The 13981-nt window shown below is 66.0% G+C and carries 11 protein-coding genes; 8 read left to right on the top strand and 3 right to left on the bottom strand.

Annotated elements, in window-relative coordinates; genetic code table 11:
- The first annotated feature begins 49 nt into the window (after positions 1-49).
- Positions 50-1516, top strand: coding sequence for a dihydrolipoyl dehydrogenase family protein (locus HK353_RS07840; RefSeq protein ID WP_173154876.1), 1467 nt, complete (start codon positions 50-52; stop codon positions 1514-1516).
- A 22-nt stretch (positions 1517-1538) separates the two neighbouring features.
- Positions 1539-2480 carry a phosphoglycerate dehydrogenase gene (locus HK353_RS07835; RefSeq protein ID WP_173154873.1) on the top strand — a complete coding sequence of 314 codons (942 nt, stop codon included), beginning with the start codon at positions 1539-1541 and terminating at the stop codon, positions 2478-2480.
- A gap of 12 nt (positions 2481-2492) precedes the next feature.
- Here the strand turns inward: HK353_RS07835 and HK353_RS07830 are convergent, their stop codons facing one another.
- Positions 2493-3059: a hypothetical protein gene (locus HK353_RS07830; protein ID WP_173154870.1), complete on the bottom strand. Its 567-nt coding sequence runs from the start codon at positions 3057-3059 to the stop codon at positions 2493-2495.
- Between the two features lie 217 nt (positions 3060-3276).
- Here HK353_RS07830 and HK353_RS07825 point away from each other — a divergent pair, with 217 nt between their 5' ends.
- On the top strand, positions 3277-4140 hold the full coding sequence (locus HK353_RS07825; RefSeq protein WP_173154868.1) for an aldo/keto reductase: 864 nt from the start codon (positions 3277-3279) through the stop codon (positions 4138-4140).
- A 62-nt stretch (positions 4141-4202) separates the two neighbouring features.
- Positions 4203-7742, top strand: a complete 3540-nt coding sequence (locus HK353_RS07820; protein ID WP_173154865.1) for a DEAD/DEAH box helicase — start codon at positions 4203-4205, stop codon at positions 7740-7742.
- A gap of 15 nt (positions 7743-7757) precedes the next feature.
- On the opposite strand, the gene HK353_RS07815 is transcribed toward HK353_RS07820, so the two are convergent.
- Positions 7758-8156, bottom strand: a complete 399-nt coding sequence (locus HK353_RS07815) for a helix-turn-helix transcriptional regulator (protein ID WP_173154862.1) — start codon at positions 8154-8156, stop codon at positions 7758-7760.
- 2 nt (positions 8157-8158) lie between these two features.
- Positions 8159-8611, bottom strand: a complete 453-nt coding sequence (locus HK353_RS07810; protein ID WP_173154859.1) for a hypothetical protein — start codon at positions 8609-8611, stop codon at positions 8159-8161.
- Between the two features lie 90 nt (positions 8612-8701).
- Here HK353_RS07810 and HK353_RS17285 point away from each other — a divergent pair, with 90 nt between their 5' ends.
- The 4 genes from HK353_RS17285 to HK353_RS07790 all read left to right on the top strand — a co-directional run bounded on the left by HK353_RS17285 (position 8702) and on the right by HK353_RS07790 (position 13976).
- Positions 8702-9463, top strand: coding sequence for a hypothetical protein (locus HK353_RS17285; protein ID WP_173154856.1), 762 nt, complete (start codon positions 8702-8704; stop codon positions 9461-9463).
- Between the two features lie 311 nt (positions 9464-9774).
- Positions 9775-12114 (top strand): MMPL family transporter, encoded by a 2340-nt coding sequence (locus HK353_RS07800; protein ID WP_173154854.1) that lies wholly within the window; start codon positions 9775-9777, stop codon positions 12112-12114.
- A 235-nt stretch (positions 12115-12349) separates the two neighbouring features.
- Positions 12350-12847, top strand: coding sequence for a MarR family transcriptional regulator (locus HK353_RS07795; RefSeq protein ID WP_173154851.1), 498 nt, complete (start codon positions 12350-12352; stop codon positions 12845-12847).
- A gap of 73 nt (positions 12848-12920) precedes the next feature.
- A complete protein-coding gene (locus HK353_RS07790; protein WP_173154848.1) occupies positions 12921-13976 on the top strand; it encodes a pirin family protein in 1056 nt (351 codons plus the stop codon).
- Positions 13977-13981 lie beyond the last annotated feature (5 nt).

Here is a 13981-nt window from a genome sequence, read left to right as displayed (position 1 = left end):
CCAGGTTGCTGGGCCGCCGTCGGGTAGTAATAAGGGGCGAGTACAGAGCATGACCACAGAGACAGTGACACAGCAAGCCACCTCGCCCGAAACCACGACAGCCTCGACCGAAGCCACTCCCTCCTCGACCCCCACCGGATCCGACCGCACGGAGCACGTGGACCTCCTCGTCATCGGCTGGGGCAAGGGCGGCAAGACTCTGGCCGGCACCATGGCTCGGGCCGGCAAGAAGGTGGCCGTCGTCGAGCAGTCGGAGATGATGATCGGCGGCTCCTGCATCAACATCGCCTGCATCCCCACGAAGATCCTCGTCCACGATGCTGAGAACAAACGCGCCGATGACGACACCGACGAATACTTCGCCAAGGCCGTCAAACGCCGCGACACCTTGACCGGCGCGATGCGGAAGAAGAACCACTCGATGCTCGCCGACCTCGACTCGGTGCTGCTGGTGGGCGGCCGCGCCGAGTTCACCGGCGAACGCGAAATCCGCGTCACCGGCGGCGCCGACACCATGACGATCACCGCCGACACCGTCGTCGTCAACACCGGATCCGTCGCGAACATCCCACCGATCGACGGCGCCCAACTCGGCGGCCGCATCCACGACTCCGAGTCCCTGCAGCACGTCGACCCGTTCCCGAATCGCCTCGTCATCGTCGGCGGCGGCTACATCGGACTCGAATTCGGATCGATGTTCGCCCACTTCGGCTCGCAGGTCACCGTCCTCGACCGCGGACCCCGCCCGCTGGCCAACGAGGACGATGACGTCGCCGAGGTGGTCGCCCAGGCCCTCGCCGACGACGGAGTCACCATCGTCAACGACGCCTCCGTCACCGCTGTCGACGACGGCGCTGACGCCGCGACCGTGACCTATGAGGTGGGCGGAGAGACCAGGACCATCGACGCCGAGGCGGTCCTCCTGGCCGTCGGACGCAAACCCGCCACCGCGGAGCTCGGATTGGAACAGGCCGGCATCGACACCGACGACCGCGGGTTCATCGTCACCGATGAGTACCTGCGCAGCTCCGCCGAAGGCGTGTACGCGTTCGGCGATGTCGACGGTGGACCGATGTTCACCTATATCTCGCTGGACGATAACCGGATCCTCGCCGATCAGCTCCTCGGCGAGGGCAAACGGTCGACGAAGGACCGCGGGTCCGTGCCGTACACGATGTTCCTCACCCCGCCCGTCGCCCGCGTCGGCCTGACCGAGAAGGCCGCTCGCGACGAAGGCTGCGAGATCAAGGTCGGCGCCAAGCTGCAGGCCGATATCGCCGCCGCACCGCGGGCGAAGATCGAAGGTGACCCGCGCGGAATCGTCAAGTTCGTCGTCGACGCGAAGACGGACCTCATCCTCGGCGCGGCACTCGTCCACGTGCACTCGCAGGAGGTCATCAACACCGTTGCGCTCGCCATGCGCCACGACGTCACCGCGACCGAGCTGCGCGACACGATCTACACCCACCCCTCCGCCACCGAGGCGTTCAACGAGGTGCTCGGCGCACTCAAGTGAGGCACGCGATAGGCTCACCATCATGAGCCGTCGCATCGTCATCACCACCGACTACCTGGGCCCCGGCGACAGCGTCGACCGGCTGCTGCGGGAACACGGACTCGACCCCGTCTACTCCCCGGCAGCCGGTTCGCGCACCGAGGATGAACAGCGCAATCTCCTCAAAGGCGCGATCGGCGCCATCGTTGCGAGCGAACCGATCACCCGTGACATGCTCGCCGAGGCGGTCGACCTCCGGATCGTCGCCCGCAGCGGAGTCGGGTACGATTCCGTCGACTCCGCCGCGGCCAAAGAGTTCGGCATCCACGTGGCCAACACCCCCGGCGTCAACCACCACGCCGTCGCTGAGCTCACGCTCGCCCTCATGCTCAACTGCGCCAAACACTTGAGCGACGTCATCGCCGGCACCAACGCAGGTCAGTGGCCGCGCACCGCCGGCAGGGAACTGCGGGGCAAGACCCTCGGCGTCATCGGCTACGGTCCCAGCGGAAAAGCGATCGCCGCAATCGGTGCGGCCCTGGGTATGAAAGTCATCGTCGGCACCTCCCACCCCGACGCCGAGGCGGCCCCGAGCATCGAATTCGCCGAGGTCGACACCGTCGTCGCGGCGTCCGACTACCTCACCCTCCACGCCCGAGCGACCGGCACCCCGATCATCGGCGCCGACCGATTCGCGGCGATGAAGGACACCGCGTTCCTCATCAACACCGCCCGCGGGTCACTCATCGACGAGGCCGCTCTCGTCGACGCGCTCGACCACGGTCAGATCGCCGGTGCCGCCCTCGACGTGCTCGAGACCGAACCGATGTCGAAAGACAACCCGCTGCGGAACTTCGACAACGTCTGGATCACCTCACACCTGGCCGGTCAGACGGTCGAGGCCCGTGAACGTGCTGGCCTGGCCGCGGCCCAAGCCGTCATCGATGTGCTCGACGGAAAAGACCCGGCCGGGCTCATCGTCTGAGCGAATCCGACCTCACACCTCAGCGCACTTTCGCCTCCGCGGCCGCACCCTGACGATGATGAGCACGGCCAACCCCGCCGCCGCCAGGACCAGCCCGGCGAGGAACCCGTAGAAGGGGAACCCGTACTGTGTCACGGAGAACTCCTGGCCGGTGACGGTGTCGCCTGAGCAGGTCAGGCTCGGCGGGAGATAGTCGGCGGTGACGGAGAATCCGAGCACATCGTTGCCGCTGACGGACTCCGGGCAGATCTCAAAACCATCAGACGCCGCGTACCACTGAAAATACTGGCCGAACATCATGAGCGGCAGTACGAAGACTCCGACCGCGATGAGCCGCAGCGGCCACCGATCTTGACCGGGTTCGGCGAACGGCGATCGATAAAGTTCGGCCAACCGAGTCGCCACGTACGTGAGCATCACACCGAGGAACACCGCGACACTCAGAGCGCCGATGGCCAATGAGAGCATGAACAGCGCCGAGGTGGCCCCGGAGTCCTCGAAGCTCGCCGAGGTCACCCGATGCGCGAAGTGGAGCAGTGCGGCGACCACCAATCCGGCGCTCGGCAGCAGAAAGGCCACTTGCCACCGCGAAAGCCTGCGAATACGGCGAAGGAATCTCCGCTCCGCGGCTCGCGCGTTGGTCTCCATGCGACCACGCTAGCCCAAGCTGCTTTGTGAAAACCCGCGGCAGTGCCTTCGCGGGGGATCTCACAGGGAGCTTTCACCCACCATCCCCTGTCCAAACTCATGGGGAACACCCTGGCCAGCGCCACCTCGGCGGTCATAGGGTGGAACCATGGCCAGCTCCTATGACGACACCAACCCAGCCATCATGCCCACCTTCGATCTCAACGACGGACGCGCGATCCCGCAGCTCGGGCTCGGCATCTACGCGATGAAAGGCGAGGAAGGCGTCGACGCGATCGTGAACGCCGTCGACAACGCGGGCTACCGACTCCTCGACACCGCGGTGAACTACGAGAACGAGCGCGAGGTCGGTGAGGCCATCGCGAACACCGTCACCCCACGCGAGGACCTCTTCGTCACCTCGAAGATCCCCGGCCGTCACCACGGATTCGACGAGGCGATCGCGAGCACCGAGGAGTCCCTGGCCCGGCTCGGCCTCGACTACCTCGACCTCCACCTCATCCACTGGCCCAATCCCAGCGTGGGCAAGTACGTCGACACCTGGCGCGGGCTCATCGAACTGCGCGAGCGCGGGCTCGTGAAGTCCATCGGCGTCTCGAACTTCACCGAGGACATGCTCACCGAACTCATCGACGAAACCGGGGTCACCCCCGCCGTCAACCAGGTCGAGCTCCACCCGTATTTCCCGCAGGCCGATCTCATCGCCTTCCACCGCTCCATCGGCGTACAGACCGAGAGCTGGTCCCCGCTCTACCGTGACCAGGGGCTCTTCGACGAAACCCCCATCGCCGAGGCGGCCGCCGCCCACGGTGTCACCCCGGCCCAGGTGGTCCTGCGCTGGCATATCGAGGTCGGGTCCATCCCGATCCCGAAGTCGGCGAACCCCGAACGCCAGCGGTCCAATGCCGCCGTCTTCGACTTCGCCCTCACCCCCGCCGAGGTGGCCGCGATCTCCGGACTCGAGCGCGGTCGGATGAAAGACCGGGACCCGCTCACGCACGAAGAGATGTGAGGCTGGGCCCTCTCCGCTGTCGGCTGACCGCGTGTGTCAGCAGCAGATGAAAGACTGGTGGCATGGACCGAGCCATGACCATCGTGCCGAGGGACGAGCTGAAGGCCTTCGTCGACCCCGGAACCTTCGCGCGCGGCACCGATTATGCGCACAAAGGGCAGGTGCTGCGGATCCTCTGGCACGAATCCGACCGGCAGCTCGTCGCCGATGTGGCCGGCTCCGCGGGGTTGTATCAGACCACGATCACCTTTGATGATTTAGACGACGGCGGACCCGGCGAGATCGTCGACACCGTCTGCACCTGTCCGGTCGGCTACGACTGCAAGCACTGCGTGGCCGTGGTCATCGTCAACAATCAGCAGATGCTCGAACAGCGGACCTCCGCGATCATGGACGACTATCGTCGCGCGATCGGAGAAGACGAAACTGAACACGTCAGGGGTGTCGACCCTTCCGACTTCGGCGCGATCATCGGTGGCGGGCGATCGACAGTCAGACAGGTTCGGGTACCGGAATGGAGACAGCGGCTTGACCGCATCATCGAGGTCTCGCGTCGGCCGAGCGCGCAGCCCGAGACCGTGGCACTCGGCTTCGAACTCCACCGCGCCCCACAGCGCAGCTACTTCAATAGGTCACCATCGAGACTCAAGGCCGCTGAAATCCCTGATGAGGCGGAACCGCAGCTGCACGTCCGGCCGCTGATCCCTGGAGCGAAGAACAACTGGATCAAGGGGCAGGCCGGCTGGCACTGGTTCACCTCACGACTCAATGCCTCGCGCTTCGATGCCGACCAATTCGAATGGTTCTACCGACTGGTCACCCTCGACGACGGGCTCGGCCGATTCGGCCATGCACAGTCGTCGGCAACGATCCGGCTCGACGACTTCGGCTCCCCCTTCCTGTGGGAGCTGCTCGGTCAGGCTGCTGACCTCGACATTCCACTTGTCAGCGCCGACAAGCAGATCGCAATCCGGCTGGGGCAACGGGCCGAATTCCAGCTCGATGTCACGCGCAGCGACGACGACCTCGTGCTCAAGTCCGCAGTCGTCATCGACGATCAGCCGGTGCAGGCTCACGAAGTCCGGCCTATCGGACTCGGCGGCGTGTACCGCCTGGACATGGTGGGCACGGCGAAAGCCGTGGTCACACTTGCGCCACTGACCGAGCCGATGACCGAGGCACAGCGCACCCTTCTCGAAGGGCCCGCGGCCACAAGGATCCCCGAACAAGGGCACGAAGATTTCATTGACCGCGTCCTCCCGCTGCTGCGGAAGTCGCCCGAGAGGCGCGGCGGGATCCGGGGAGTCGGGAACGGGAAGAAGTCCGACCTCGGCGCCGCGAATAGCGGTCCCGGTGACCGAGTCATCAGCAGCGACGGATCCGTGGACCTGCCCGTCGAGAAGTCCCCGCACCTCAACCTCCACATCAGCTACGACAACCCCGACCAGCGCAGGTCCGCCAGAGGCGGCTCAGACAAGCGCGACCGCGGCCCGGGCCGATCCACCCCGACGATGCGTCTGAGCTGGTCATGGACCTACTACTCGCCACAGCGGACATTCCACTTGGTGCCCCATTGCAGCGAACTGTCCGACCAGGTGCGCGGTCGCGACCAGAAGTTTGAGCACGCCGTCCTCCGTCGCCTGCGCACCATCGACCCCGACGCCGCCCGAACGGAATCGACCATCCTGACCGGCATCGACGCCGCCACCTACAGCACCCGGATCCTGCCCCGAATCCAAGAACTTGATGACGTCACGGTTACCTTCGCCGACAGCGACAACGCCCCGGAATTCCGTGAACTCGACGCGACCCCGCAGGTCAGCCTCCGCACGCAGGCGACCGACGACTCGGACTGGTTCGACCTCGGCATCGACATCACGGTCGATGACCACGAGATCCCCTTCGTCGAACTCTTCACCGCGCTCGCCCAAGAGCAATCCCACCTCATCCTCGACGACGGATCGTTCTTCTCCCTCGACAACCCCGCCTTCGGCCGTCTGCGTGAACTCCTCGCCGAGGCGAATGCCCTCGATGGCTTCTCGCCGGAGAATCCGCAGATCAGTCGCTACCAGACCGCCCTGTACGACGAACTCGAGGATCTCGCCGATGACGTCGCCGACGATCCGAGGTGGACCGAACTCATCTGCGGGCTGAGGGACCTCGATACGATCGCCGAGGTGGCCGTCCCCGACACCGTGAACGCGCAGTTGCGGCCCTACCAGGTGGAGGGGTTCCGCTGGTTGGCGTTCCTCCGGCAGCACCGCCTCGGCGGGATCCTCGCCGACGATATGGGTCTGGGCAAGACCCTGCAGACGCTCGCTCTCATCGATCACGATCGGAGCGAACGGGAGACTGAGCACGCTCCGTTCCTCGTCGTCGCCCCCACCTCGGTGGTGGCGAACTGGGTGCTCGAAGCCCGCAAATTCACCCCGCACCTGAGCGTGTCGGCGGTGGGAGAGACCGCGAAGAAGCGCAAGCGCTCCGTCGCCGAGGCGGTCGCCGGTGCCGATGTCGTCGTCACCTCGTATGCGGTGATGCGTCTCGACATCGACGAATTCGCCGCCCTCGACTGGGCAGGCCTCATCTACGACGAAGCCCAGTTCATGAAGAATCACCAGGCGAAGACGCACCGCGCGGCGAGGCGACTCGCGGCGCCGTTCCGGCTGGCGATTACGGGCACGCCGATGGAGAATTCGCTCACCGATGTGTGGTCGCTGGCCGCGATCACCTCGCCGGGACTGTTTCCGAACGCTAAGCGCTTCAGGGAGGACTATGTCCGCCCGATCGAATCGGGAGAGTCTCCCGAGCGGATGGATCGGCTGAGGTCGCGGCTGCGGCCATTCATGCTGCGCCGGACCAAGGATCTCGTGGCCGCGGATCTGCCGGAGAAGCAGGAGCAGATACTCGGGGTCGAGCTGGAGCCGGCGCACCGGCGCCTCTACGACACGGTGCTGCAGCGCGAGCGCAAGCAGGTGCTCGGCCTCCTCGGGGAGTTCGAGAAGAACCGGTTCGCGATCTTCCGGTCACTGACGCTGCTGCGGATGCTCGCGCTCGATCCGGGGATCGTCGCCGAGTATGCGGACTCTGGGATCGCCTCGAGCAAACTCGGTGTGCTCATGAGCCACCTCGGCGAGGTCGGCGACGAGGGTCATCGGGCGCTCGTGTTCAGTCAGTTCACGAGCTACCTGCGCGCGGTGGCGACCGAACTCGAGGACAACGGGATCGAGTACGTCTACCTCGACGGGTCCACGACGGATCGGACGAAGGTCATCGAAGCCTTTCGGGAGGGCGACGCTCCTGTGTTCCTCATCAGCCTCAAGGCCGGCGGGTTCGGCCTCACCCTCACCGAGGCGGACTACGTGTTCCTGCTCGACCCGTGGTGGAATCCTGCGGCCGAGAATCAGGCCGTCGACCGGACGCACCGCATCGGCCAGACGCGGCGAGTCATGGTCTACCGACTCGTCGCCGAGAACACGATCGAGGAGAAGGTGCTGGCGCTGCAGACGAAGAAGGCCGAACTCTTCACCGCACTCATGGACGACGGCAGCGCATTCAGCGAGGTGATCTCGGCCGCGGACATCAAGGGTCTGTTGGAGGGGTGAATCTCGTCAGAATCGTCAGCCGCCCGGCACCTCGACGAGGTTGCCCCTGATTCCGTCGAGAAAGCTCGCCCCCAGCGGGGTCAGAGCCAGGAGTTTGCGTTTCGCCCCGGTCCGCGGGGCGGCGACGGCGGTGCTCTGCAGCAGGCCGGAATCCTGCAGACGTTTTACCGTACGGTAGAGGCCGCGCTCGGTGATCTGCCACCCGGTGGCGCCGGTGACCGACTCGGCGATGGTTGAGACCTCGGCCGGTTGATGCTCGGCGACGAGGGAGAGCGTGACCGGGGTGAGCATCGACTTCTTGTACGTTTCAACCCAGGACTCGACGCGGTGGTCGAGCCACTCCCGCTCTTCCGAGGTGAGTGCGGCCGAATCGCCGGCCTCACCGGTCGCGATGTCGGGAGACTCTGCCGCCATCCTCAGTCCTCCCAGCCGCGGCCGAGGACGGAGCCGAGGAGGTGGACCAGCAGTCCGAGCCCCCACAGGGCGCTCATCACGAGCGTGGCTCCGAACCAAGAGCTCTCAAGCAGGGTGTGGGCCGCGTCTCCGGCGCCGTCGACCTCGAAGCCGAGGAACATCACCCGGAGGACCGCGTGCAGATTGAAAGAGGTGGTAACGGCGACGAAGGCAATGGCATGGGCGATGATCACGCCGAATCGGACACGCTTGAGCACGGGCAGTTTCCGCCACAGCCACACAACGATTCCGAGAGCGACGATGGCGGTGAGTATGCCGGCGAGGAGAGTCACGTCTCCTCCGGTCGCCGCGATGACGATCTGCACGATGAGCATGGCGACAACGAGACCGAGCGCGTAAGGGAGCAGGAGTGTACGGGCGTTGGCGGGCGATGACGTCTGCGGGGCTGTAGTCATATTGGTACTGTACCTATGGTTCACTGCGTGTTGCAAGGATCGATTTCGCACGATCTCTCGGGTGGGGCCCACCTGTGTGAGGATGTCACCGTGGAGACGGAAGTCAGGCACCGGCGCGCTCTGCGCGGCACCCTCGCCGCAGCATTCGCGACCTTTGTCGCCCTGACGTCGCACATCCTCGGCGGGGGAGCCTTTCCGAGCGCGATGGGCGTCGTCGTGCCTCTGGCGCTGTCGATCCTCGTCTGTGTCCTCCTGTCCGGGCGCCGACTGTCCCTGCCTCGGCTGACGTTCTCCGTCGGAATCAGCCAGACGCTCTTCCACCTTCTGTTCTCCCTCTTCACTCCGCATGGCTCCGCATCGCCGAACACGGTGGCACGCTCCGACAACGGTCTCGCCGCGCTCCTCGGCTCGCACTCTCACCATTCGCAGGCGCATGGAGCTCACCATGCGGCGATGCACTCGACGCCCGGTGGTGCGATGCAGATGGCCCATGACTCCACGGTCATGCCTGCCATGGACGGGTCCGTCGGCGCTGCGGCAGAGATGCATTCGCACTCGTCGCCGGGGATGCTGCTGGCCCACTGCGTTGCCGGGATCGTGACGATTGCGATGATTTATTGGGCCGAGCGACTGCCGGTCATGCTCGGCGACTTCGCCCGCTTGATCATCTTCGGGCGTGCACCCGCACGCGGTGTGCTGAATGGGGCTCCGTGGTGGGGAGTGGCTGCGGTCGTCGCCGCGATCGGTATGTTCCTGTCGCTGGTGGGCATCAGCCTCGTTGGGTTCGTCGTCATCGATGTGCTGCTCGGGCTGAGGGAGTGGCGTAGTGAGCGGCAGTCCATGACGATCTAACGCTCACCGCCCCCATTCAGAACCGGGCTGGAGTCGACACGCATCACGCCAGGTGCACGTCGCCATCAACTTAGGCGCGGGCTGACATCACCTTTTGGACAGGTCATCAGGTTGCGAACCGATGATCTGTCCAAAAGGTGATGAGTTCGGATGCAACAGCCGCCAGGCGCGAAGTCGAGCGGCGCGAACCTGCCGTCGCGCATCTTCGCCAGCGCGCATTACGTGCTTGTCGAAGCTCCTCGCTCGATGGAAACTCCTGCCCCTACTCTCGAACGCGAGGTGGTAAAGGTCAAAGGGCGTAGCCTGAGACCATGCCCCGTCACCTTCTGACCTCGACGCCGCCGAACTCCGACCCTCGCCGAGGCGGTCCCGCCGGTGACGACGCAAACGGCGTCGACACGGTTGCCGCGCCCAACCAACGCTCCAAAGGTCCCGTCCGCGGCCGTGGGGCACTGCTCGCTCTCTTCGCGATCCTCCTCGTCGCCTGGGTGGGTGTTGCCGGAGTCGGTGGACCCTACTTCGGCAAGATCTCCGAGGTGGCCACGAACGATCGTTCCTCATTCCTCCCCGAGTCCGCCGAATCGACCCGAGCACAGGAGATCATCGACCGCTTCAGTGACGACGACTATGTCCCCGCCATCGTCGTTCTCGAGAACACGGACGGCCTCACCGACGACGACTCCGTGGCCCTCGACGACGTGGCGAAGGAACTCGACGACGACGGTCTGCTTGCCGCCGACGCCTCACCGGTCATCCCCTCGGACGACGGCGACGCCCTCCAACTCATCCTCCCCGTCTCCTCCGACACCACCGCCGATGACGTCGAGAAGATCAGAGACGTCATCGCCAACACCTTCCCGACCGCGAATGCCGCCGATGCGACGCCGGATGAGTCCGGCAACGTCGCCACCCCGGCCACGGTTGCCGATGTCTACGTAACCGGGCCCGCCGGATTCTCCGCCGACCTCACCGAGGCCTTCGCCGGCATCGACGGGATCCTCCTGCTCGTCGCCCTCATCGCGGTCTTCGTCATCCTCGTCATCGTCTACCGCTCTCCGCTGCTGCCGGTCATCGTCCTCTTCACCTCGGTCGCCGCGCTGTCCGCGTCGATCTTCGTCATCTGGCATCTCGCCGACGCCGGGATCCTGCTCATCAACGGCCAGGTCCAGGGCATCCTGTTCATCCTCGTCGTCGGCGCCACCACGGACTATTCGCTCCTCGTCGTGGCCCGGTTCCGCGATGCCCTGCACACCGAGCCGGATCGTGTTCGTGCCGGGCTCGCTGCGCTCAAGGGCGTGGCCGAACCGATCGCGGCCTCCGGAGGTACCGTCATCGCCGGCCTCCTGGTCCTCCTGCTCACCGACCTTGCGTCGACGCGCGCCCTCGGCCCGGTCGCGGCCATCGGCATCGTCGTCGCCATGCTCGCGGCGCTGACCTTGCTGCCCGCCGCGCTCATCATCATCGGTCGTGCCGTGTTCTGGCCGTTCCGACCCCAGGTGACGACCGCCGAGGTGGGGCTCCGTAAGAAGGGAATGTGGGCCCGGATCGCGGGTGGTATCGCCGCCCGACCGCGCCTGATCTGGATCGGACTCGTCATCCTGCTGGCTCTGCCGCTCATCGCGGTGCCGCAGTTCAAGGCCTCCGGGGTCGCGCAGAGCGAGTTCGTGCTCGGCGAATCCGAGGCTCGTGACGGCCAGGACGTCCTGGCCGAGCATTTCCCAGGTGGGTCCGGAACTCCGACCCAGGTCGTGCTCGACGCGAACGAACTGAGCACTGCGGCCGAGGCGGTCGGCCGCCTCGGCGGGGTCGGTTCGATGACCGTGGCCGCTGAGGATTCCCCGAGCGGAACCATCGGGATCGACGAGGACGGAAAGCTCCAGCCCCCGCAGGGTGGCCCGGGCAGCGGCGCACCGGATGCTGTCGGCGGCTCGGCGGCGATCGATCCCACCGAGGTCGACGGTCAGGTCCTCCTCGAAGTCACCCTCTCCGATGCGGCGGACTCCCTGGCTGCCGAGACGACGGTGACGGAGATCCGCGAGGCCGTCCACGACGTCGACCCCGATGCGCTGGTGGGCGGGCAGACTGCGGTCGACCTGGACACGAACAATACCGCCGAGGCGGACCGGACCCTGGCGATCCCGATCATCCTGGTTGTCATCACGGTCATCCTCATCCTGCTGTTGCGGTCCCTGTTCGCGCCGCTGCTGCTCGTGGTCCTGACCGTGCTGTCCTTCGGCACCGCGCTGGGAGTCTCGGCGCTCGTGTTCAACCACCTCATCGGATTCCCGGGCGCCGATCCCTCGGTGCCGCTCTATGCCTTCGTGTTCCTTGTCGCGCTCGGCATCGATTACAACATCTTCCTTATGTCCAGGGTGCGCGAGGAGTCGCTCAAGGTGGGCACAAGGGCAGGCGTGCTCAAGGGGCTCGTGGCGACGGGTGGGGTGATCACCTCGGCGGGCGTGGTGCTTGCGGCGACGTTCGCGGCACTCGGGGTCATCCCGATCATGTTCCTCGTCCAGCTCGCCTTCATCGTCACTTTCGGCGTGCTGCTCGACGCCATCCTCGTGCGCTCGCTCGTCGTCCCGGCGCTCGTCTACGACATCGGACCCGGAGTGTGGTGGCCGTGGCGGAAGCGGATCCCGCAAGACTGAGCCGGTCGGGGATCGGGCGAGCCGCCTCGGCGAGTTCGAACCGATGGTGAAGGGCCGACGGCGGCAACACGATACCCCCGGGGTGAGACCGGAGTCCGGGCGACTCTGCTCAATCTCTCCAGCCGGGGGTACGTTGGGGATGTGCCGGGTACTGACGCCGAGGGGTGGTCGACGGACCCCGAATCTGGGGCCAGTTATATCATTGAACTACTATTCTGTTGACTATGCAACAAAAGTGTGGCATGACACATCGACGAGCGGGGGCGGACCGATGGACAAGACGACTCCGGTGAGCAGCATGATCAGGCAGAACGGCCCGATCAAGATCGCGGCCTGGCGTCTGATGATGGAGAAGTATCAGGACTTCTATACGAGGTTCGTACACGAGTTCCGGACCCGGCACGGGCTGACCGTGAACGAGTTCGACGTGCTCATCAACGCCCGACCCGAGGCCCAGGTGCGCCATCGAGACCTGCTGCGCAGCCTCGTGATCAGCCGCAGCGCGCTCAGTCGACTGCTCGGCAAGCTCGAGGATCGTGGCTTGGTCACGCAGGAGCCCGACCCGGAGGATCAGCGCGGGGTGCTCGTCGCCTTGACCGAGGAGGGACTGCGGCTCTGCGACGAGGCGGCCGCGACGAATGCGGAGATCATCATCGACGGTTTCGCCGGGCTCACGGATGCCGAGGCCGACGAGATCTTCGAACTCGTATCGAAGGTCCGCCCGGTCGAGTAGGGGAGCGGGCGAGCCGCATTCCCGCGGAACTGTCCCCCTCCCCGCCCGCCGCGAAGAGGGCTACGATGTGGCCATGAGCAACGTCGAGACCCGCCCCGATCAAGTGGTCTGCAAGGCCGGGGGACTGCCTGGGCCGGCCTGTGACCAGCAGGGACGTTCCCCGGTTGAGATCATCACCTCCCGTGAGGTTCCGCTCGGCGGGCCGCGGGCGATGATCGTGCGCCGCACCCTGCCGCAGAGGCAGCGCTCCCTCATCGGACCCTGGTGCTTCGTCGACCACTACGGACCCGCCGATGTCTCGGTCACCGGCGGCATGGACGTCGCCCCGCACCCGCACACCGGACTGCAGACCGTGAGCTGGCTGTTCGAAGGCGCCATCCAGCACATCGACTCCGGCGGCAACGCCGGCCTCGTCCTGCCCGGCGAGGTCAACCTCATGACCGCCGGCGCCGGCATCTGCCACGCCGAGGTCTCGACCGAGGAGACCACGACCCTCCACGGCGTCCAGCTGTGGCTGGCCCTGCCCGAGGCCACCCGCCACCAGCCCGAACGCGAATTCGAGCACTTCGAACCCACCCCTGTCTCCTTCGCCGGCGGAGAGATGCTCGTCTTCCTCGGAAAACTCTGGGGAACGGAGTCTCCGGTGCAGACTCATTCGCCGCTGCTCGGCGCCGAGATCCGCCTCGACCCCGGTGCGAGCATCGACCTGCCCGTGAACCCGGGATTCGAGCACGGCCTCCTCGTCGACTCCGGCGATATCGCCCTGGAGAACGTGGACCTGCCCGTCGCGGCGGTCGGCTACACGGGAACCGGTGTTGAAGAGCTGCGCATCGCCAACCGCAGCGACGAACCCGCCCGACTCATCCTCCTCGGCGGCGAACCGTTCCCCGAAGAGATCGTCATGTGGTGGAACTTCGTCGGCCGCACCCACGAGGAGATCGCGGCCTACCGCGAGGAATGGCAGGCCGAAGGCGACCGCTTCGGCGTCGTCGACGGCTACGTCGGCAAGGGTGGGCCCGGCCGCAATGCCGACGGCATGGGAAGGCTCCCCGCGCCGAGGCTGCCCGACGTCACGATCAGACCGCGGAAGAATCCGCCGCCCCAGGTTCAAGGTGGACCCGCGGAATAGAACCG

It is taken from the genome of Brevibacterium permense, from assembly GCF_013280495.1.
In the GTDB taxonomy this organism is placed as follows: Bacteria; Actinomycetota; Actinomycetes; order Actinomycetales; family Brevibacteriaceae; genus Brevibacterium; species Brevibacterium permense.
The sequence above is the reverse complement of the archived record's forward strand: the minus strand, read 5'-3'. Positions and strand labels throughout refer to the sequence as shown.